This is a genomic window from Sphingobium sp. TB-6 (genome assembly GCF_012927365.1).
Lineage (GTDB): Bacteria > Pseudomonadota > Alphaproteobacteria > Sphingomonadales > Sphingomonadaceae > Sphingobium.
This window is the reverse complement of record NZ_JABBGL010000003.1, coordinates 20,525-39,988: the sequence shown is the minus strand read 5'-3', so window position 1 is coordinate 39,988 and position 19,464 is coordinate 20,525. Positions and strand designations below refer to the sequence as shown.

The following is a 19,464-nucleotide window of genomic DNA, read 5'->3' as shown; positions in this document are numbered from 1 at the left end:
AATGCGACCCCCGACTTGTTTTTAACGACTTAGCCCCGTGGAGGTTCTTAGGGCAGACGCCGGACGAGTTGAAAAGCAGCCAGCGACGAGTCGTTGTTGCGGTGCGTCAACCTGCGGAACGAAAGACCCGCCCCGCCGTTACGCAAAACCGGCTCGCGACAGGCAAATCGTTGAAAAGACTGTCTTCCGTTCCGGTCATCCAGACCTGACCGCCGGTTTCGCGCAGCCGGTCGAACAGCGCAGCTCGTCGCGACGGGTCGAGATGCGCCGCCACTTCGTCGAGCAGCAGCACCGGCGGCTGGCCGCGATGGGCCGTGACCAGCGCGGCATGGCCGAGCAGGATCGAGAGCAGCAGCGCCTTTTGCTCGCCGGTCGAACAAAGCGCGGCGGCCTGCCCCTTCGCAGCGTGGGTCACGGCCAGATCCTGCCGGTGCGGACCGGACAAGGTGCGCCCGGCGGCGGCATCGCGGCGGCGTTCGCGAGCAAGGCGAATTGCCAAGGGTTCATCGCCATCCTCCTCCCCTTCGATCGCCAGCAGCGGGCGGGCGAAGGGATGGTCGGGCCGATCCTCCAATACCGCGCCGAGGCGCGAAACCAGATCGGCGCGGGCGGCGGCAAGGGCCATGCCATGCTCGTCCATCTGCGCTTCGAGCGCGCTCAACCAGGAAGGGTCGGCAGCGGACAGATCGTTCAGCAGCCGGTTGCGGGCCCGCATCGCCGCTTCATAACGGGCGCTGTGCGCGGCATGGCCGGGATGGAGCGCCAGCGTCAGCCGGTCGAGAAAGCGCCGCCGCCCGCCGGGACTATCCATGAACAGCCGGTCCATGGCGGGCGTGAGCCAGACGATGGAGAGATGATCCGCCAGCGCATTGGCGGAGGAGGAGATGCCGCCGATCCGCACCTGCCGCCGGTCGGGAGCGGAGGCGAGCACGCCGGTTCCCAGCATCACGCCGTCCACTTCCGCCGCTATGCCGAAGCCGCCTCCCCCGTCCTGCCGCACCATGTCGCGCAGGGCCGCGCCGCGCAAACCGCGGCCGGGGGCCAGCATCGACACGGCTTCCAATATATTGGTCTTGCCCGCGCCATTGTCGCCGGTCAGCACGATGAAGCTGTGATCGGGCATGATCAGCGCATCCGCATGGTTGCGGAAATCGCTCAAGGTAAGACGGCCGATCATCGGCTCGCTCTAGCGACACCGGCGGCAATGGGGAAGCGGTTCAGCTACACCGCTTGCGCGTCACCGCCCTGCCGTCATCGATCACCGTCAATTCGCGACCACCCGCCGAAGGACGCAGCTCCAGCTTCCTGTTCCAGCTCTGCCCTTCTCCGGTAAAGGCCGCATCGATGCGGATTCGGCCATCCGGGCCGTGTGACACGCCGGTCGCCTTGCCTTCGCTTTCCAGAAAGACAAGGCTGGTGGGCGTGATCGTCAGTTCCATCTCGGTCGCGCGGTCGGCGCAACTTTCGTCAAGACCGGCCCAGCGCCCCTGAATGCTGGCGGGGATGGTCGCGCCAACCGGCCCCGACGGGGGCGAAATGTCCGGCGCCGGTTCGACGGTCTGGATGCCGTTCTCGCCCTGCGGCACTTCGCGGACGTTGTTCATCGCCTCGTCCACGATGTTGGTGGCGATGCCGGACTGGTCGCTTTGCTTGTCGCCACAGGCCGCAAGGACGATCAACGGCAGGAGAATCATCACGCGCATGGGAGAGAAACCGCCCTTTCGCCAATGGGTTCCGGCCATCGCGCACTCTCGATTCATTCCTGCTATACTCCTGCTCGACAAGGGAGATATGCCATGGCCGTGCTGGGAATGGGTGGATTTTTCTTTCGCGCCCGCGATCCGGAGGCGCTTGCCGGCTGGTATCGCGCGCATCTGGGCGTAGGCGCGGGCTGTTCGGCCGATCCGCAGGTCGCGCCCAACATCCACACGTGGACGGCGCAGGGCGGACCGATGGTCTTCGCCCCCTTCCCCGCCGACAGCGACTATTTCGCCGCCGACAAGGCGTTCATGATCAATTTCCGCGTGTCCGATCTGGACGGGATGCTGGCGGACTTGCGCGCCGCGAACGTTGCAGTCATCACCAGGGCCGAATGGGATCATCCGGAGGTGGGCCGCTTCGCCCGCATCCATGATCCCGAAGGCAATGCCATCGAATTGTGGGAGCCGCCGCTATGAAGAAGAAGCCGATGATGAAAAGCGTGAAGATCGCCCTTGCTCTTGCCGCTGTGGCGGTGGGTGCTCAGGGAGCCGTGGCGGCGCTGGCCGTAGGGGCCAAGGCGCCCGACTTCACCACCCGCGGCGCGCTGGCGGGCAAGACCTTCACCCTGACGCTGTCGCACCAGTTGAAGCGCGGGCCTGTGGTGCTTTATTTCTTCCCCAAGGCGTTCACGCCGGGCTGCTCCGCCGAGGCGCGGGAGTTCGCGGAGCATATCGAGGATTTCAAGAAGGCGGGCGCGACGGTGATCGGCATGTCGGCCGATCCGGTGGACGATCTGGTCGCCTTCTCCACCAAGGAATGCGCGGGCAAGTTCGCGGTGGCGTCGGCCGGGCCGAACATCGTGTCGGGCTATGACGTGGCGTTGAAGATGCGACCGGGCATGACCGACCGCACCTCCTATGTCATCGCGCCCACCGGCCGCATCGCCTTCGTCCATAGCGAGATGAACTATGCCGGCCATGTGAAGAGCACGCTGGCCGCCGTAGAGGCGATGAAGCAGAAATAAGAATCATTCGGCTCAGCCTAAGCCGAATGATTCTTATTTTTTCACATATTTGCCGAACCAGCCAAGCGTCGCCTCCCAGGCGGCCTTGGCGGCGGCTTCATTGTAGCTGGGGCGATAGTCCGCCATGAAGCCATGGTCGGCGCCGGGATAGACGGTGATCGCGTCGGGCGGCGACTTGCCCGCGATTTTCAGCGCGGCCTGCATCTTTTCGACATCCGCGACCGGGATGCCCTTGTCCAACGCGCCATATTGACCAAGTACCGGAGCCTTGAGCGCGCTCACCTGCTCGATGACGTTCAGGGGCTGCAATTCGGTCTTCTCGCTGATCAGGCGGCCATAGAAAGCGACACCTGCATCCAGTTGCGCGCTGTGGGCGGCATAGAGCCACACGACCCGCCCGCCCCAGCAGAAGCCGGTGATGCCGCGCCGCCTGCCGTCGCCGCCATGGCTGCCCGCCCAGCCATAGGTCGCGTCGATATCCTTCAGCACCTGCGCGTCAGACGCCTTGGACACGATGGTGGCGATCAGTTGCTTGAAATCCGCCACCTTGGTCGCATCGCCATGGCGCGCGAACAGGTCGGGCGCGATGGCGTAGTAACCCGCCTTGGCACAGCGGCGGCAGATGTCGCGAATCCATTCATGCACGCCGAAAATCTCATGCACGACGACGATGATCGGCGCGGCCTTGGCGGCGGCAGGACGGGCGACAAAGGCGGGCATGGCGAAACCGTCGCTCGACTTGATCGACACCCGTTCCTCCTTCAGCCCGTCGCCGGGGGTCTGGACGGCGCTGCTCGAAATGGGGCGGCAGGCAGCGGCGAAACCAGCGGCGAACGCCCCGCCCGCCAACAGCTTGCGCCGATCGAACCCCGTCGAGCCGATCCAGTTGCGGTCTTCCGGCAAACGTTCGGGCTGATCCTGCATATCGGTCACGCGCATCTCTCCTCAAGCCATGGCCGGGGAGCCTAATCGCGCCCGCGCCTGGCGCAAGTCCTTCTCAGGCAAGGAAATCGCCGCTCTCGATCCGCTCCAGCGCGCTGACCTCCCAATTGTAGATATAGGTCCAAGCCTCCACCGGGCCATTTTCGCCCCGGACGGTCAGCCGTTCGCGGCGATATTCATGCGGCTCGGGAAAATGACTGGCGCATTCCTCATAGTCGTCGAGGACGGCAAGGCTCGCCGCAGGATCGGCCAGCGCGAACAGGTCGCCTGACACCTCATCCGATCCTCCCGGCACGAAGGCAGGATAGCTGGCCACGCGATAGAGTCTGCCTCGCGCCACAGCCCGGCCAGCATGGCGCGCCACTTTTCCAAGCCATTCCGCCATCGGATCGTCAAAGCCGGGGCGCAGCGTGCCGTAGACGAAGAGCAGCGGCTCGCTCAGAAACATCTCCTGAAAATATTCCCCATTTGCAGGAAATTAGCCCAATTTACAGAAATTTTTTCGCCATGAAATGGCGCAAGGCTCGCAAAAAGCCCCGAAATTGCGGGCTGAATGGAAATTGGCACGGCTCCTGCAATCTTCCCGGCATCATGGCCGGATGGTCCGGCCCGCCTATTTTCAGGGAGTATATCATGTTCGCCAAGCTTCAGAACGCCGCTTTCGCCCTTACCAGCGCGCTGCTGGTCGCCGGACTTTTCATCAGCGCCGCCATCCCGGTCACGCCGATCGCCTGATCCCATAGTATAGATACAAGAAGGCCAGATTCATGAACAACAGCTTCACCCTCGACCGCCGCAACGGAAAGATCATGGGCGTGTGCGCCGGTCTTTCCCACCGCACCGGCCTGGATGTCACACTGATCCGCATTGCGGTTGTGCTGCTGACGCTATGCGCCCTCGGTCCGGTCGGCGTTGTCGCCTATCTGCTGGCAGGCTGGCTGGCGGAGGGCTGACCAGGATCGGCCAGAATAACCATAATGAAAGAGCCGCCCATGGATTTATCCGGGGCGGCTCATTTGATGTCCGTCAATGACGGTATAGATCGGGCCATGTCGCGCTCAGGCAAACAGCACCGAATAGAAGGTCAGCATCTGTGCGCCAACCGCAACCATGAGGGCAACGCCCTGAACCGTATGTCGCATATCGTTCGTCCTGCAAGTTTTTGTTTTATCATTGCCGCTAGGGCAAGCAGGCCTATGCCCCCGGCACGAAATTGTAACAATCGCAAAGGACGATTTCGCAGTTGCAGCAAATGCAACAGTCGCTGTTACTCCAAAGTCACAATCATCGTTTGCGCCGCCGCTGGCGCCCGCACCTTCGCACCGCTGATGAAAAAGGCATAGACGTCGCCCTTCGCGGCCTGCGCCCGCGCCCCATCGGCCCAGCGCTCGATTTCCTCGGGCGAATAGCCGGCCGGCTCTTCCTCCCGCGTGCGCATCAGCCGGGCATAGGAAAAGCCGGCATCCTGGCCGCGCAACGCCGGATATTCCGGATGATCGGCGTAGACGACCGCTGCACCCGCCGCATGCGCCAGATCGAAAAAGGCCGGATCGTCAAAGCTTTCGTGCCGCACCTCCAGCGCATGACGCAGCGGCACGCCATCGACCTTCGCGGGCAACAGCTTGAGGAAAGCGCCGAAATCCTCCGCATCGAATGTCTTGGTCGGCATGAACTGCCACAGGATCGGCCCTAGCCGGTCGCCCAGTTCGACCAGCCCCTGATTGACGAATTTCGCAATGGAATCGCCCGCCTCGGCCAGCACCCGGCGATTGGTGCAGAAGCGCGACGCCTTGACCGCGAACTGGAAACCGTCGGGCACTGCCCTGGCCCAATTGGCGAAGGTCGCGGGCTTTTGCGTGCTGTAATAGGTGGCGTTGATCTCGGTAGCGGTCAGATGCTCGCCCACATAGGCAAGCTCGTCCTTCTGCCGCAGCCCTTCGGGATAGAAGGTGCCACGCCATGGTTCGAAGACCCAACCGCCGATCCCGACCCTGATCTTTCCGCTCATCCTGCGCTCTCCTTTGCCGCGCATCCTGATCGGCAAAGATGATTCATGCCATCGCCTTCTTCTACAAGCAGGCATGTAAGAAGATCACCGCGCGGCGCCGAACGCGATAGAGTGCGCAATCAGCCGCGCTTTGCCTAAGATTTTCGTTTGAGGCCGAGCAGCCACGGCTTCACCCCGCGCGTCGGATGCGCTGTGCCGTCGAGCCGCTTCGCACGGATGATCCTGATCGGCTTGACGATCATCTGCCCACGCATCGGCCCGGATCCGCAACAGGTCGGCACGGCGAGAATCCGCTTCACCACATCCATGCCCGCGACGACATGGCCGAAGGCGGCATAGCCGATATAATCGCCGCGCGCGTCCATATTGGGCGTCGGTCCCACGGTGATGAAGAAATTGCCCATTGCCGAATTGGCGCGGTTGGGCCGCGCCATGGAAAGCGTCGCATCGAGATGCCTGATGCCCGTCCGCGTCGTCGGCTCGTGCCGAATCGGCGGCAGGGACCGGCGCGCATCCGTGTCGATCCCACCCTGGATCAGCCCCAGCCTCGCATCGCTCTTGCGCCGCGCCGCGCGATAGAAGGTGACGCCGTCGAAGCGGCCGTCATCGACATAGGTAAGGAAATTGACGGCGGTGATCGGCGCCCGGCGATCGTCGGTCGCAACCACGATGGTTCCGACCGAAGTTTCGATCGCCACTCGGGTATGACCGGGCGTCGGGCGGTTGGCGGATTGCGCATGGGAAGCGCCAGACAGAAGGGCAAGGAACGGGATCAGGCAACGCGGGACAGCAGAATGCATCGGCAAGAAGGCACGCTCATCAAAGAAGGATATGGCCCAAGGCTAGAGCGCTTGCACGCACGGCGCAACCGGGTGGAAAGCAACTGATTTTCACCGCTTTCCTATGAAGCAAGTGGTGACCCCTACGGGAATCGAACCCGTGTTTCAGCCGTGAAAGGGCCGCGTCCTAGACCGCTAGACGAAGGGGCCACTGCAGTTCCACTTGGGCGTCACTGCGAAGCGAGGCGGGCATTAGGCGGTGGCTTCGGAGCGGTCAACCCCCTTTTCGTCATGTAAATGACGCAGAGCAAAAAATTGCCGATCCGCTCTTCAATCGGCCCAGGCGGCATCCTCCAGATGCAGTTCGGCAGCCGGGCGCGACCCCCAATCGTCGATCTTCGCCCGGCCCGCAATCCACAGCCGCCGGTCGCGGGGCGCGCCCAGAATGGCCTGGCCGAGATCGGATTCGGCCTGGCGGAAAGCGATGGTCTTGATCGAGCGGCCGTCGTCGCCCGCCATGATCGCACGCAAATGACCATTGCCGACGACATCCGCCTTGATGACCCGCATTGGCCCGGAAGCGATCAACGGCGCAGGCCAGCCCGCGCCATAGGGGCCGCCCGCGTCGATGGCGGCGACGAAGTCCGGATTGACCCCCGCAGGCGCCAGGACCGCGTCGATCAGCAGCGCCCGGTCGTCGCGAGCCTTGGCCACTGCGTTGGCAAGCCGCTCATCCAGAAATTCGGCCAGCGCATCGATCCTGTCCGCCGCAACCGTCAGCCCCGCCGCCATGGCATGGCCACCGCCCGCGACCAGCAGGCCGCTGTCTTTCGCTGCCAGCACCGCCGCGCCCAGATCAACGCCGGAGATCGAGCGGCCCGATCCCTTGCCGGTGCCATTCTCATCGATCGCGACGACGATGGCTGGGCGGCCCGCTTTCTCCTTGATGCGCCCGGCGACGATGCCGATCACGCCCGGATGCCAGCCCGCGCCCGATACCAGCGCCACCGCCCGATTGCCTTGCGCGGCGAGCAGTTCCTCCGCCTCAGCCTGAACGGCGGCCTCTATGGCGCGGCGTTCTTCATTGAGCTGGTCGAGTTCGGCGGCGATCTTCGCGGCCTCCGCCGGGTCTTCGGTGGTCAGCAGCCGCACGCCCAGATCCGCCTTGCCCACGCGCCCGCCCGCATTGATGCGCGGGCCGAGTGCAAAGCCCAGATCATGGCAGAGCGGCGCCCGCGTCAGGCGGCTGGCGTCGATCAGCGCGGAGAGGCCGATATTACGCCGCTTCGCCATGATCTTGAGACCCTGCGCGACGAAGGCGCGGTTGAGACCCTTGAGTTGCGCCACATCCGCGACCGTCCCAAGCGCAACGATGTCGAGCAGTTCCATCAGCGGCGGTTCGGATCGCTGGGCGAACCAGCCGCGCCCGCGCAACACCCGGATCAGCGCCGCGCCGAGCAGGAACGCCACGCCCACCGCCGCCAGATGGCCATGAGCGGCGGCTTCTGTCGCTTCGTCAAGACGATTGGGGTTCACCAGCGCCAGCGCTTCGGGCAGCGACGCGCCACATTTATGATGGTCGACCACTACCACATCGACGCCTGCCGCCTTCGCCATGGCAAGCGCCTCGAAAGCCTGCGCGCCGCAATCGACGGTGACGATCAGTGTGGCGCCCTCTCCCGCCAGCCGGACCAGCGCTTCGCCTGATGGGCCATAGCCCTCCATCAGCCGGTCGGGAATATAGGGGCGGGCAGCCAGCCCAAGATCGCGCAGCAAGCGGATCAGCAGCGCGGCGCTGGTCGCGCCGTCCACGTCATAATCACCGAAGATGCGGACATCCTCCCCGCGCACCACCGCGTCGGCCAAGCGTTCGGCGGCGGCGTCCATGTCGCGGAACAGGCTGGGGTCGGGCATGAAATGACGGATGGTGGGATTGCGATGCGCCTCTACCGCGTCGCGCGGACAACCCCGCGCCAACAGCAATTGCGTCACCAGATCGTCGGGCCGATAGCCCGGATCGCGCCCGTCCCCATTGCCTCCACGCCACCGCCAGGGCTGACCGACGATCGAACGGGTGATGTTGAGCGCAATGGTCATGGGTCCGCTCTAGACCGGTTGGGATTCGGAGGGAAGCGGTCGCCCCCATGACGCAAGCGGAACCGAAGCAACTTATTGCGCGTATTGCTATTCCCGCCCGCAACGGGCGCCGGGCAAAAAGGGGCAACGCGGTTTCCATGGGTTCAAGGCAGAAGCGGGTCCGGCGAGCCTTGGGTCTGATGATGATGGCGGCCTCCCCCCTCCCCCTGATGGCCCAAACGCCGCCCCCGCCCCAGCAGGAGGAACCGATCCTGCCCGACAGCGAGTTCGAGGCGCGGCTGCCCAAGACGGGCGAGGCTCCTGCGAACAGCAGCGCGTCCTTGCCGCCGATCGATCAATGGATCGATCAGCAAATGCCGGGGGCGAGCGCGACGCAGGAACTGCCGCCGGCAGTCGAGCCGCAGGAGGAACGCGAACTGGCGCAGCCGCTGCCGCCGCTCGACAGCGTGCAGGCGCCGTTGCAAGTCGCGACCGACGCCAACCCCCATGAAAAGACACTGGCGGTGCGTTATGCGGTGACGGTCGAGGGCTTCGGCAAGACGGGGCTGGAAGACGAGTTCCGCGACTCTTCCGCGCTGATCGACGGCGGCGGCAAGGCCGACACCGCCGCGATGGTCCAGGCCCGCGCCCATGAAGACGAGGCGCTGGCCATCCGGCTGCTCTATTCGGAGGGCTATTATGACGCGACCGCCCTCGCCTCGCTGGATCAGGCGGGCGATGGTGCGCTGAAGGCCATCGTCTCGGTCACGCCGGGCAAGCGCTACAGGATCGGGGACATCGTCATCCATGCCGGGCCGACGGTGCCGCCGGACCTGGTCCGCGACAGCCTGCCGCTCCAGACCGGCGACTTCATCGTCGCGGCGGCGGTCGAGGGCGCGGAGGCCAATGTCGGCGTCAAGCTGCCGGAAAACGGCTATCCCTTCGCCAAGGTCGGGCAGCGCGACATATTGCTCGATCCCGCGACAGCGACAGGCGACTATAAGCTGCCGGTGGAGACGGGGCCGCGCGGATCGTTCCGGAGCATCACCACCGCGGGCGAGAAGCAGGCCTTTGGCGCCGATCATATGAAGGTCATCAGCCGCTTCAAGCCGGGCGAGCTCTATGACAGCCGCAAGGTCGACGATCTGCGCCGGGCGCTTGTGGCCACGGGGCTGTTTTCGAGCATTTCGATCGATCCCGTGCGCACCAACGAGCCGGGTCCGGACGGCACCGAATATGTCGACCTGAGCGTCACGCAGGAGGCAGGCAAGCCCCGCACGCTGGCCGGAGAACTAGGCTATGGCACGGGCCAGGGCTTTCGCGCCGAGGGCACCTGGACCCACCGCAACCTCTTCCCGCCCGAAGGCGCGGTGATCGCCAGCGTCATTGCGGGCACGCAGGAACAAGGCGCATCGGGCACCTTCCGCCGCTCCAATGCGGGCAAGCGCGACAAGAGCTTCCAGACCGGCATCTCGCTCAACCATCAGAATTACGACGCCTATGAAGCCTATACGGCGGGTCTCAATATCGGCTGGTCGCGCCAGTCGACGCCGATCTTCCAGAAGCGCTGGACCTACAGCTATGGCGCGGAAGTGTTGCTGAGCAACGAACAGGTGGTGGTCGACCCGGCGACGGCGGACAAGGCGCGGCGGACCTATTTCATCGGCGGTCTGCCGGTGCAGATCGGCTATGACCGCTCCAACGATCTGCTGAACCCGACCAAGGGCTTCCGCGCCAATTTGCGCGGGGAGCCGGAAGGGTCGCTGCATGGCCGCTTCTCGCCCTATCTGCGCGCGACCTTCGACCTTACCGGCTATTATCCGCTATCCGACAGTCTGGTGATCGCCGGGCGGGCGCGGGTCGGCACGATCAGCGGGGTGAAGCGCGACGATGTGGCGCCCTCCCGGCGCATCTATGCCGGCGGCGGCGGATCGGTGCGCGGCTATGGCTATCAGGAACTGGGGCCGAAGGACGCGAACAACGATCCGATCGGCGGCCGATCCGTCAACGAATTCGCGGTCGAGGGCCGCTACCGCTTCGGGGACTATGGCGTGGTCGCCTTCGTCGATGCGGGTCAGGTCTATGAAAGCTCCATGCCGCAATTTTCCGACGTTCGTTACGGCGTCGGCATCGGCGGGCGCTTCTATACCAATTTCGGCCCCTTCCGCGCGGACATCGCCATGCCGGTCAACCGGCAGCCGGGCGAGTCCAAATTCGCGCTCTATATCGGCATCGGGCAGGCATTTTGATGGTGGATCAGACCCCTCCCACCGAAACGATCATCATTCGCGAGAAGCGGCCGCTCTGGCAGAAGATCGCGCTGGGCGCGGTCGGCCTTGTCATCGCGCTGGTGGTTTTGGCCGCCGGGCTGCTGCTGTTCCTCAACACCCAGCCGGGCAAGACATTCCTGATCCGCCAGATCGCCGCGCTCAAGCTGGAATCGGGCATGGCGATCGAGGTCGGCCGGATCGACGGGTCGATCTATGACGACATGACGATCCGCAATCTGGTGCTGCGCGATCCCAAGGGCATCTTCGCGGTCAGCCCGGAAGTGCATGTGGTGTGGAACCCCTTCCGCTACATCAACAACCATATTTCGGTGCGGCTGCTGGAAAGCCCGATGGTGGTGCTGGCGCGTAGCCCGCAGTTCAACGTCACCAGGACCGATCCCAATGCCCCGATCCTGCCCGACCTCGACATCGACGTCGACCGGCTGAAGATCGCCCGTTTCCTCGTCGCCAAGCCCGTCATCGGCCAGAAGCGCGAGATCGCCATCGACGGCGTCACGCATATCGCGGACGGCCGGGCGATCCTGTCGGCCAATGCGGTGGTGGACAGCGGCGACCGTTTGGCTGCAAGCTTGGACGCCGTGCCCGCACAGAACCGCCTTGCCATGAAGGGTAGGCTGACCGCGCCCAAGGGCGGCGTGATCGCGGCAATGAGCGGCCTGACTGACGGCTTCACCGCGACATTGGACGGCAAGGGGACATGGCAGGCGTGGAACGGACTGCTGGTCGCGACCTCGGGCAAGGGAGAGTTGGCGAAGATCGCGCTCGCGGCCCGGGACGGCAATTTCACAGCAAAGGGACCAGTGCGCCCCGGGCTGGTCTTTGCCGGGACGGTCGACCGGCTGACCACCCCAGCATTGGACGTCGATCTGTTCGCCGGCCTCAACGAGCGGCGGGTGAACCTCAAGGGATCGCTGAAATCTCCCGCTCTTTCCGCCACGGCGCAAGGTCTGGTCGACCTCGGCAAGAGCCGGTTCAGCGCGCTCAAGATCGATGCCGCGCTACTCACCCCCGGCGCGATCATGGAAAAGGTGAAGGGCCGCGACGTGCGCGCCTCCGTGATCCTTGACGGGCCGATGGCGACGCCCTTCATCGACTATGACATCACGGCGAAGCAACTCGCCTTCGACGCCACCGGCATCGAAAATCTGAAAGCCAGCGGGCGCGCGGTGATCGATGCCGACCGCATCCGCATTCCCGTGAGCGCCACCGCCAACCGCGTCACCGGCCTCAATGCGGCGGCGGGCGGCCTGTTGCACGATCTGCGGGTGAAGGGCGATTTCGCTTATGCCGCGGGCAAGCTGATCAGCGACAATCTGAAGATCGACAGCGACCGGGTGGACGCCACCGCCATCGTGCTGGCCGATCTCGACAACGCCATTTATCGCGGCGCGCTCAAGGGCCGGGTGAACGACTACAAGATCGATGGCGTCGGCATCGTCAATCTCAACACCGATGTGCATCTGGTGCCGGGGCCGAGGGGTGGCTTCGGTCTGGATGGCAGGTTCGGCGTCCGCACCGCGCGGTGGGAGAATGCCTCGGTCCGCGATTTCCTGGGCGGCAATGCCGTGATGTCGGGGCGCATCGGCATGACGCCGGAGGGCAAGTTCACGCTCGCCGGGCTGAAAGGCGCGGCACCCAATTTCCAGGTCCATTCCGGGTCCGGCAGCTATGATACGGACGGCGCGATCAGCTTCGACGCCAAGGCTTCGTCCCGCCAATATGGTCCGTTGGCGTTAACCGTGCGCGGCACGATGGAACGACCGCAGGCGGTGCTGCGCGCTGCCCGGCCCAATATCGGCGTGCAGTTGCATGACGTGGTCGCGAAGCTGCATGGAGAGGCGGCAGGCTATCGGCTCGAAACCATCGGCGGGTCGCCCTATGGACCCTTTTTCGCCAATGTACTGATCCGCACCGCGAAAGGCCCGCTGATCGTCGACATCACCAGGGCGCGTTTCGCCGGGGTCGACATGAACGGTCGCGTGCAGCAAAGCCCGGCTGGTTCCTTTACCGGCCAGCTTGCCATGAATGGCTCCGGGATCAGCGGCGCGGTGAAGTTGATGGCAGTGGGTAAGGCGCAGGGCGCGCAGCTCAATGCCATCGCGAGCAATGCGAAGCTGCCGGGCGAAGCCGATGTGGCGATCGGCCGCGCGCTGATCGCGGCGAATATGGTGCTGGCCGACCAGCCTCAGATCACCGCCGACGTACAGATGGCGAACGCCGCCTATGGCGGTTATGTCGTGCGCAAGGCGCGTGGGCGGATCGACTATCGGGGCGGGCGCGGCCGGGCGCAGCTCGTCGCGGATGGATCGACGGGCGCGCCCTTCTCCATTGCGATGAACGCCGCGCTGCGGCCAACCCTCTATGCCATCGCACTGGAGGGCCGGGCGAGCAACATCCCCTTCCGCTTCGCCACGCCCGCCATCATCCGTATCGAACGCGGGGGCTATCGCCTCGAACCCGCGACCTTGGTGCTGCCGCAGGGCCGCGTGGACCTCGCAGGCCGCTTCGGCCAGCAGACGGCAATGCAGGCGCGCTTCAAGGATTTCGACCTGGCCATCGTCAATATGGCGACGCCGGGCCTGGGCGTCAGCGGCAAGGCCACCGGCACGTTGGACTTCGCGCAAAATGGATATGCTTTCCCGACCGCAACCACCCGCCTTGCGATCAGCGATTTCCGCCGCTCCAGCCTGACCGCCGTGTCCGATCCGGTATCAATGGCGATCGAGGGCAAGCTGTCCAGCGCGGGCGGCGACATGCGCGGTCTCATCCGGCGCGGCAATGCGACGCTGGGCCGCTTCGTCGCGACGCTCGCCCCACCGGGACCGGGGGCGAACTGGAGCGAACAACTGCAGTCCGCGCCGCTGGGCGGCGGCATCCGCTATGCCGGACCGGCCGATGTACTTTTTTCCTTCGCCGGGCTGGCGGATCAGCAATTGACGGGGCCGATTGCGGTCGCGGCGGATTTCGGCGGGCGGCTGACCGCGCCGCGCCTCAATGGCCTGGTCCGCGCCAATGCGCTGACTTATGAGAATGAGAGCTTCGGCACCCGGGTCACGCAGCTGCGGCTCGATGGGCGGTTCACCAACGACCGGCTCGACCTGCGCGACTTTTCCGGGCGTGCGGGGGACGGGACCGTACAGGCAAGCGGCACTGTAGGGCTGGCGGCGGAAAGCCGCTATCCGATGGACATAGCGGTGAAGCTGAACCGTGCGCGACTGGCGCGCAGCGAGGCGATCACCAGCGTCGTCAGCGGCACGCTCAACATCAGCAACAGCGCGGCCAATGGCGGCCTGATCAAGGGCGACCTGTCGCTCCCGGAAACTCGCTATCGCGTCGCCAGGCAGGGCGGCACCGATATACGCCAATTGACCGGCGTCCGGCGCAAGGGCGAAGGCTCCGAGCTGCTCGACCAGCGCCTCGCCGCGCGGCAGGCAGCGGCCAAGCCGACGCCATGGAAACTCGATGTCCGCCTGCGCGCCGATAACGAAATCTATGTGACCGGCATGGGACTCGATTCCGAATGGAAGACGGACATGCGCATCACCGGCACCGCCACCGATCCTCGCCTGATCGGAAAGATCGAGGTGATCCGGGGCCGCTACAGCTTCTCCGGCCACCAGTTCGATCTGGAACAGGGCGTCATCAGCTTCAACGGCCCGATGATGAACCCCACGCTGGCGATCCGCGCCGAAACCCGGATCGACGATGTGACGGCGGGGATCGCGGTCGGCGGCACGGCGCAGCGGCCGGACATCGCCTTCGTATCCACCCCGACGCTGCCGCAGGACGAAATATTGGCGCGCATCTTGTTCGGGGACAATGTGGCGAACCTCTCCGCCACGCAGGCGATCCAGTTGGCGGCGGCGCTCAACGGCCTGCGCGGGGGCGGCGGCGGCCTTAATCCGATGGGCAAGCTGCAAAACGCCTCAGGCGTCGACCGCATCGGCATCGTCGGCGGCGACGAAGCGACCGGGCGCGGAACGTCGCTCTCGGTCGGCCAGCATATTTCCAACAATATCTATGTGGAGGTGATCACCGACCCCAAGGGTTTCACCGCCACGCAGCTTGAAATCTCCCTGTCCAAGACGCTCAGCCTGTTGTCGAAGACCGGCACCAATGCAGGGTCGTCGGCCAACCTGCGCTATTCGAAGGATTATTAAGCCCGTTCGGCGGTAGCGGGCGATGGGATCAAAATTGACCGTCGGCCTTAAAAAAATCGAGCAGCTTTGGGTGGAAGGCGGACATTAGCCCCTCCCCTTCAGGGGAGGGGTTGGGGTGGGGGAGTGCCCCATAGGCTGAGTCTGCGCGTGGGGCACGCCCCCACCCCTCGATCTCCTCCCCTGAAGGGGAGGGGAAGACTCCGCGTCCGCAATTGGCCAATCCCAGTCATTATATTCTCTGCCACCGTATCGCCTCGATGCCACCAGCGAATGTCTGGCGCATATATCCCTACGGTAAAAGGCCCGCTGCGCCAGTCGCGCAGCGGGCCTTTTCAGTGCGTGAAGCGACAGGCGGGCAGTATCGCGCCAAGGCTCTCCGGTTGATCTGGCCGGAAAGCCTGTCAGCGCTTATTCGCCATCATCCTCCGCTTCGGGTCCGGCCATCATCCCTTCAGCCACTTCCTCGGTCTTGCCGCGGATCGCCTTTTCAAGGCGTTCCGCCATCTCAGGATGTTCTTTCAGAAAGGTTTTCGCATTCTCGCGACCCTGGCCGATACGAACCGAGTCATAGGAGAACCAGGCGCCCGATTTCTCGACCAGACCCGCTTTCACGCCAATGTCGAGCAGTTCCCCGATCTTGGACACGCCCTCGCCATACATGATGTCGAATTCGACCTGCTTGAACGGCGGGGCCACCTTGTTCTTGACCACCTTCACCCGGGTCGCGTTGCCGACAATGTCTTCGCGGTCCTTGATCTGGCCCGTGCGGCGGATGTCGAGACGCACCGAGGCATAGAATTTGAGCGCATTGCCACCGGTCGTTGTTTCGGGGTTCCCGTACATGACGCCGATCTTCATGCGGACCTGGTTGATGAAGATCACCAAGCAGCGCGAGCGCGAGATGGAGCCGGTCAGCTTGCGCAGCGCCTGGCTCATCAGGCGGGCCTGAAGGCCGACATGGCTGTCGCCCATTTCGCCCTCGATTTCCGCACGCGGCACCAGCGCGGCGACCGAATCGATCACCAGCACGTCGATCGCATTCGATCGCACCAGCGTGTCGACGATCTCCAGCGCCTGTTCGCCGGTGTCGGGCTGCGACACGATCAGTTCGTCGATGTCGACGCCCAGCTTCTTGGCATAGCCGGGGTCGAGCGCATGTTCCGCGTCCACGAAAGCCGCGGTGCCGCCGGCCTTCTGCGCTTCGGCAATGGCATGCAATGCCAGCGTGGTCTTGCCCGAGCTTTCCGGGCCATAGATTTCCACGATGCGCCCGCGCGGCAGGCCGCCAATGCCAAGCGCGATGTCCAGTCCCAACGATCCGGTCGAGATCGCCTCGATCTCGATCTTCTCGCGGCTGCCCAGCTTCATCGCAGAGCCCTTGCCAAAGGCACGGTCGATCTGGGAAAGGGCCGCTTCCAATGCTTTCTGTCTGTCCATTGTCCCTGTCTTCTTGGAATCGATGAGTGAGAGCATTGCTGTCATCGGCCTATCCCCTGTCAAGCGGAACACGCCGATTTAAGTGGCGCGTGGCCACCATGTATCCTGTTTGTTCTTATGGAACAAGAGGGGAACGAAAATTTCCCTTTATATTCCCAGCGCCTTGTTCAGCGCGCGTTCGACCGCGCCGATGGTGAAGGGCTTGGCCAATGTCGGCCGGTCCGCATGGCCGGTCGGCAGATCGTCCGCCATGCCCCCCGTCGCAAAGACGAAGGGTATGCCGCTCTGCGCCAATATGTCCGCCACCGGCCAGCTTTTCTCACCATGCAGGTTGCAGTCGAGCAGCGCCGCGTCGAAGCCGCCCTCACGCGCCTTGACGCAAGCCTCATCGACCGATTCGGCAATGGCATGCAGCCGGTAGCCGAGCGTGTCGAGATAATCCTCCAGCATCATGCCGATCATTGCTTCATCCTCGACGATCAGGATGGTCTTGCCGTCAGACATGCTTGCGGTCCCCAATATTGCCCATCGCTGCCCCAAACGCGATTTCCGACCAGCATAATTCCCCGGCTGCGCAGAAGTTCATTCTCCAAACTCACTCCGGCGCCGGCCGCATCGCCAGTGCATCCCGCGCCGCTTCCGCCAACTGGCTGACGGAAAAGGGTTTTGGCAGGAAGGCCACATTGGCGATATCGATCGATTTACGCAACTGTTCCTCGGCATAGCCGGACATGAACAGCACCGGCAGGTCGGGATGGCTGGCCCTGGCCCGCGCCACCATGGACGGGCCGTCCATATTGGGCATCACCACGTCGGAAATGAGCAGGTCGATCTTTTCATCGCCGCCCAAGACTTCCAGCCCCTGTTCGCCGTCATTGGCGGTCAGCACCTTATAGCCCTGCCGCGTCAGCGCGCGTTCGGCAACGGCGCGCACCATATCCTCGTCCTCCACCAGCAGCACCGTGCCGGTGCCCCAGGTTTCGCTGCGGCGGACCGGCGCCTTGGGCTGGGCGGCCTGATCGGCATCGGCGCCCTGATAGACCGGCAGGTAGATGACGAAGCTCGCCCCGCGCCCCAGCTCGGACTCCGCGAAGATGAACCCGCCCGACTGCTTGACGATGCCGTAGACGGTGGAAAGGCCCAGACCGGTCCCCTTCCCCAATTCCTTGGTGGTGAAGAAGGGCTCGAAAATCTTCGAGAGAATATCGGGCGGAATGCCGAGGCCAGTGTCGGACACCCGCACCGCCGTATAATCGGCAGGCGGCAATATGTCCGATCGCATCTCCCGCACTTTGGCGGCGGGCACGGCATAGGTCTGGATATTGAGCGTGCCGCCTTCCGGCATGGCGTCGCGCGCATTGACCGCCAGGTTGACGATCACCTGCTCCAATTGGCCAGGGTCGGCACGCACCGCGCCCAGATTGCGGCCATGGGTGACTTCCAGCTTCACGCTCTCGCCCAGCAGGCGCTTCAGCAGATTGGAGACGTCCGCGACGATATCGGGCAATTGCAATATCTGCGGCCGCAACGTCTGCTGGCGCGAGAAGGCCAGCAACTGCCGCGTCAGCCCCGCCGCGCGGTTGCTGTTCGACTTGATCTGCTGGATGTCGTCATAGTCGCTGTCGCCCGGCGTATGACGCATCAGCATCAGGTCGCAATGGCCGATGATCGCGGTCAGGATATTGTTGAAGTCATGCGCCACGCCGCCCGCGAGCTGGCCGATCGCCTGCATCTTGGTCGCCTGCGCCACCTGCCGCTTGAGCTTGCTTTCCTCGCTATTGTCCTTGAGGGACAGCAGCACCGCCGCCTCGCCCAAGCCCCGCACACCGGCAAGGCTGAGCGCGATCGGCTCGTCGGGCTGGCTGCGCATGCGCACGGCGACGTCGCCCGACATTTGCGGTCCGACCGCAAAGCGCCGCACCGCATCGGCCACCGCCGCCTGATCCTCCCGCACCACCAGATCGCCAGGATAGCTCGGCTTTTCCTCGACCTTGAGGCCCGCCGCCCGCGAAAAGGCCTTGTTCATGAACAAAACCCGTCCGTCGCGATCCGCCATGGCCAGACCGAAAGGCAGCAAGGACAGCAGGGTTTCGATATAGGAAAGCGCTGATGTCCCACCCGCATTGCCCGCCGGCTCGTCGATCAGCAGCAGCAGCATCGGCCCGTCCTGCGCGCCCGATTGCGCGCCGGCGGGCTGGGTGGCGCGCTTTAGCGGCACCTGCAACAGCCGCAGCGGAATGCCGCCCGATTCCTCCCGCGCCAGGAACAACCGCGCCTTGTCGTCCACCCGCATATGCGCGGCGAAATCGCGGCCGGTGATATTCGCATCGATCCGCCCGGCGGCGCGCAGCAGGAAAGCGCCATTGGCCGCCCGGATGCGCCCTTCGCCGCCGATCATCACCGCCATGATGCCCGCCTCGCCCAATTGCCGCCCGGCTTCCCCGGTCAGCAGGCGATGCACGTCATCCAGCGCGCTCGGCTGGCGCACCGGGGAAAAGCGCCACAGCAGATAATCTTCCGACCGGCCGGTGCGGCCAATGAAGGCGTCCAGACGCAGCGCGCCCTGAACGATCCCCTCGACCCGCGCTTCGCCATCGCGCCAGGCGGCGCGGGCGGCATTGCCCAGATTGTCGGACAGGGCAGCATCGCTGGTGATATGCGGCGGCGCGGGAAATCCGGGGAACCACTCCCCGAACAGATCGCTGGCGCAGACCAGCCGCCCGGCGCGGTCAGTGACGGCGATCGCCATGTTGGACGCATCCGCCGCAGCCCGCGCCACCGTCCAGTCGGGCACGGCCTCGCCCACCGCCACTTCCTGCGGATGGAGCTTGCGATACCAGCTCAGTAGCGCCGCCCCGGCCAGCACCGCCGCGCCGAAACCGGCGCCCAGCGCCCAGTTCCCGGCGGCATAGACGACCAGCCCCGCCGAAATCAGCGCCAGCAGGATCAGCAGAGGCAGGATCAGAGGCGACGGCCGGTCAGCCGCCCAAGCGTCTCCATCCCTGATCACACGCGCGGACACGGCCCGGCTATCCCCCTGCATTCA

Annotated in this window: 15 protein-coding genes and 1 tRNA gene; 5 read left to right on the top strand and 11 right to left on the bottom strand. The window is 64.7% G+C overall.

What is annotated here, in order from left to right; translation table 11 throughout:
• Positions 1 to 106 precede the first annotated feature (106 nt).
• Both recF and HHL26_RS05460 read right to left on the bottom strand, forming a co-directional pair.
• A complete protein-coding gene (gene recF / locus HHL26_RS05465; protein ID WP_066560250.1) occupies positions 107 to 1,177 on the bottom strand; it encodes a DNA replication/repair protein RecF in 1,071 nt (356 codons plus the stop codon).
• A gap of 40 nt (positions 1,178 to 1,217) precedes the next feature.
• On the bottom strand, positions 1,218 to 1,760 hold the full coding sequence (locus tag HHL26_RS05460) for a hypothetical protein (RefSeq protein ID WP_066560255.1): 543 nt from the start codon (positions 1,758 to 1,760) through the stop codon (positions 1,218 to 1,220).
• 36 nt (positions 1,761 to 1,796) lie between these two features.
• Here HHL26_RS05460 and HHL26_RS05455 point away from each other — a divergent pair, with 36 nt between their 5' ends.
• Together HHL26_RS05455 and HHL26_RS05450 are read left to right on the top strand one after the other, a co-directional pair.
• Entirely contained in the window at positions 1,797 to 2,177 is a 381-nt protein-coding gene (locus HHL26_RS05455) for a VOC family protein (protein ID WP_066560257.1), read from the top strand.
• A gap of 14 nt (positions 2,178 to 2,191) precedes the next feature.
• The gene (locus HHL26_RS05450) at positions 2,192 to 2,725 is read left to right on the top strand and encodes a peroxiredoxin (protein WP_066562000.1); all 534 of its coding nucleotides are present in this window, start codon (positions 2,192 to 2,194) and stop codon (positions 2,723 to 2,725) included.
• Positions 2,726 to 2,758: 33 nt separating this feature from the next.
• On the opposite strand, the gene HHL26_RS05445 is transcribed toward HHL26_RS05450, so the two are convergent.
• Together HHL26_RS05445 and HHL26_RS05440 are read right to left on the bottom strand one after the other, a co-directional pair.
• Entirely contained in the window at positions 2,759 to 3,649 is an 891-nt protein-coding gene (locus HHL26_RS05445; protein WP_176392353.1) for a dienelactone hydrolase family protein, read from the bottom strand.
• A gap of 73 nt (positions 3,650 to 3,722) precedes the next feature.
• Positions 3,723 to 4,109: a gamma-glutamylcyclotransferase family protein gene (locus HHL26_RS05440; RefSeq protein ID WP_066562002.1), complete on the bottom strand. Its 387-nt coding sequence runs from the start codon at positions 4,107 to 4,109 to the stop codon at positions 3,723 to 3,725.
• Between the two features lie 325 nt (positions 4,110 to 4,434).
• On the opposite strand from HHL26_RS05440, the gene HHL26_RS05435 reads away from it, so the two are divergent.
• On the top strand, positions 4,435 to 4,620 hold the full coding sequence (locus tag HHL26_RS05435; protein WP_066560285.1) for a PspC domain-containing protein: 186 nt from the start codon (positions 4,435 to 4,437) through the stop codon (positions 4,618 to 4,620).
• A gap of 314 nt (positions 4,621 to 4,934) precedes the next feature.
• Here the strand turns inward: HHL26_RS05435 and HHL26_RS05430 are convergent, their stop codons facing one another.
• The 4 genes from HHL26_RS05430 to recJ all read right to left on the bottom strand — a co-directional run bounded on the left by HHL26_RS05430 (position 4,935) and on the right by recJ (position 8,551).
• Positions 4,935 to 5,675: a DUF72 domain-containing protein gene (locus HHL26_RS05430; protein ID WP_066560287.1), complete on the bottom strand. Its 741-nt coding sequence runs from the start codon at positions 5,673 to 5,675 to the stop codon at positions 4,935 to 4,937.
• 134 nt (positions 5,676 to 5,809) lie between these two features.
• Positions 5,810 to 6,475 carry a peptidylprolyl isomerase gene (locus HHL26_RS05425; protein WP_066560289.1) on the bottom strand — a complete coding sequence of 222 codons (666 nt, stop codon included), beginning with the start codon at positions 6,473 to 6,475 and terminating at the stop codon, positions 5,810 to 5,812.
• Between the two features lie 113 nt (positions 6,476 to 6,588).
• Positions 6,589 to 6,664 (bottom strand) — tRNA-Glu (locus HHL26_RS05420).
• Between the two features lie 120 nt (positions 6,665 to 6,784).
• The gene (gene recJ / locus HHL26_RS05415; RefSeq protein WP_066560446.1) at positions 6,785 to 8,551 is read right to left on the bottom strand and encodes a single-stranded-DNA-specific exonuclease RecJ; all 1,767 of its coding nucleotides are present in this window, start codon (positions 8,549 to 8,551) and stop codon (positions 6,785 to 6,787) included.
• Positions 8,552 to 8,688: 137 nt separating this feature from the next.
• Here recJ and HHL26_RS05410 point away from each other — a divergent pair, with 137 nt between their 5' ends.
• Both HHL26_RS05410 and HHL26_RS05405 read left to right on the top strand, forming a co-directional pair.
• Positions 8,689 to 10,779, top strand: coding sequence for a BamA/TamA family outer membrane protein (locus HHL26_RS05410; protein ID WP_066560449.1), 2,091 nt, complete (start codon positions 8,689 to 8,691; stop codon positions 10,777 to 10,779).
• Positions 10,779 to 14,981 carry a translocation/assembly module TamB domain-containing protein gene (locus tag HHL26_RS05405; RefSeq protein WP_066560452.1) on the top strand — a complete coding sequence of 1,401 codons (4,203 nt, stop codon included), beginning with the start codon at positions 10,779 to 10,781 and terminating at the stop codon, positions 14,979 to 14,981. The genes HHL26_RS05410 and HHL26_RS05405 overlap by 1 nt, the downstream gene beginning before the upstream one ends.
• 408 nt (positions 14,982 to 15,389) lie before the next feature.
• Here the strand turns inward: HHL26_RS05405 and recA are convergent, their stop codons facing one another.
• From recA to HHL26_RS05390, 3 genes are all read right to left on the bottom strand, one after another.
• Positions 15,390 to 16,463, bottom strand: coding sequence for a recombinase RecA (gene recA / locus HHL26_RS05400; RefSeq protein ID WP_066560453.1), 1,074 nt, complete (start codon positions 16,461 to 16,463; stop codon positions 15,390 to 15,392).
• Between the two features lie 102 nt (positions 16,464 to 16,565).
• Positions 16,566 to 16,922, bottom strand: coding sequence for a response regulator (locus HHL26_RS05395; RefSeq protein WP_066560455.1), 357 nt, complete (start codon positions 16,920 to 16,922; stop codon positions 16,566 to 16,568).
• Positions 16,923 to 17,013: 91 nt separating this feature from the next.
• On the bottom strand, positions 17,014 to 19,440 hold the full coding sequence (locus tag HHL26_RS05390; RefSeq protein WP_066562023.1) for a response regulator: 2,427 nt from the start codon (positions 19,438 to 19,440) through the stop codon (positions 17,014 to 17,016).
• Between the last annotated feature and the right edge of the window lie 24 nt (positions 19,441 to 19,464).

What these genes read in the sequence shown, in the direction of transcription:
- HHL26_RS05425 (WP_066560289.1), bottom strand. Translation starts at nt 6,475, where the DNA reads ATGCATTCTGCTGTCCCGCGTTGCCTGATCCCGTTCCTTGCCCTTCTG.
- HHL26_RS05430 (WP_066560287.1), bottom strand. Translation starts at nt 5,675, where the DNA reads ATGAGCGGAAAGATCAGGGTCGGGATCGGCGGTTGGGTCTTCGAACCA.
- HHL26_RS05405 (WP_066560452.1), top strand. Translation starts at nt 10,779, where the DNA reads ATGGTGGATCAGACCCCTCCCACCGAAACGATCATCATTCGCGAGAAG.
- recF (WP_066560250.1), bottom strand. Translation starts at nt 1,177, where the DNA reads ATGATCGGCCGTCTTACCTTGAGCGATTTCCGCAACCATGCGGATGCG.
- recA (WP_066560453.1), bottom strand. Translation starts at nt 16,463, where the DNA reads ATGACAGCAATGCTCTCACTCATCGATTCCAAGAAGACAGGGACAATG.
- HHL26_RS05445 (WP_176392353.1), bottom strand. Translation starts at nt 3,649, where the DNA reads ATGCAGGATCAGCCCGAACGTTTGCCGGAAGACCGCAACTGGATCGGC.
- HHL26_RS05410 (WP_066560449.1), top strand. Translation starts at nt 8,689, where the DNA reads ATGGGTTCAAGGCAGAAGCGGGTCCGGCGAGCCTTGGGTCTGATGATG.
- HHL26_RS05450 (WP_066562000.1), top strand. Translation starts at nt 2,192, where the DNA reads ATGAAAAGCGTGAAGATCGCCCTTGCTCTTGCCGCTGTGGCGGTGGGT.
- HHL26_RS05455 (WP_066560257.1), top strand. Translation starts at nt 1,797, where the DNA reads ATGGCCGTGCTGGGAATGGGTGGATTTTTCTTTCGCGCCCGCGATCCG.
- HHL26_RS05460 (WP_066560255.1), bottom strand. Translation starts at nt 1,760, where the DNA reads ATGAATCGAGAGTGCGCGATGGCCGGAACCCATTGGCGAAAGGGCGGT.
- recJ (WP_066560446.1), bottom strand. Translation starts at nt 8,551, where the DNA reads ATGACCATTGCGCTCAACATCACCCGTTCGATCGTCGGTCAGCCCTGG.
- HHL26_RS05435 (WP_066560285.1), top strand. Translation starts at nt 4,435, where the DNA reads ATGAACAACAGCTTCACCCTCGACCGCCGCAACGGAAAGATCATGGGC.
- HHL26_RS05395 (WP_066560455.1), bottom strand. Translation starts at nt 16,922, where the DNA reads ATGTCTGACGGCAAGACCATCCTGATCGTCGAGGATGAAGCAATGATC.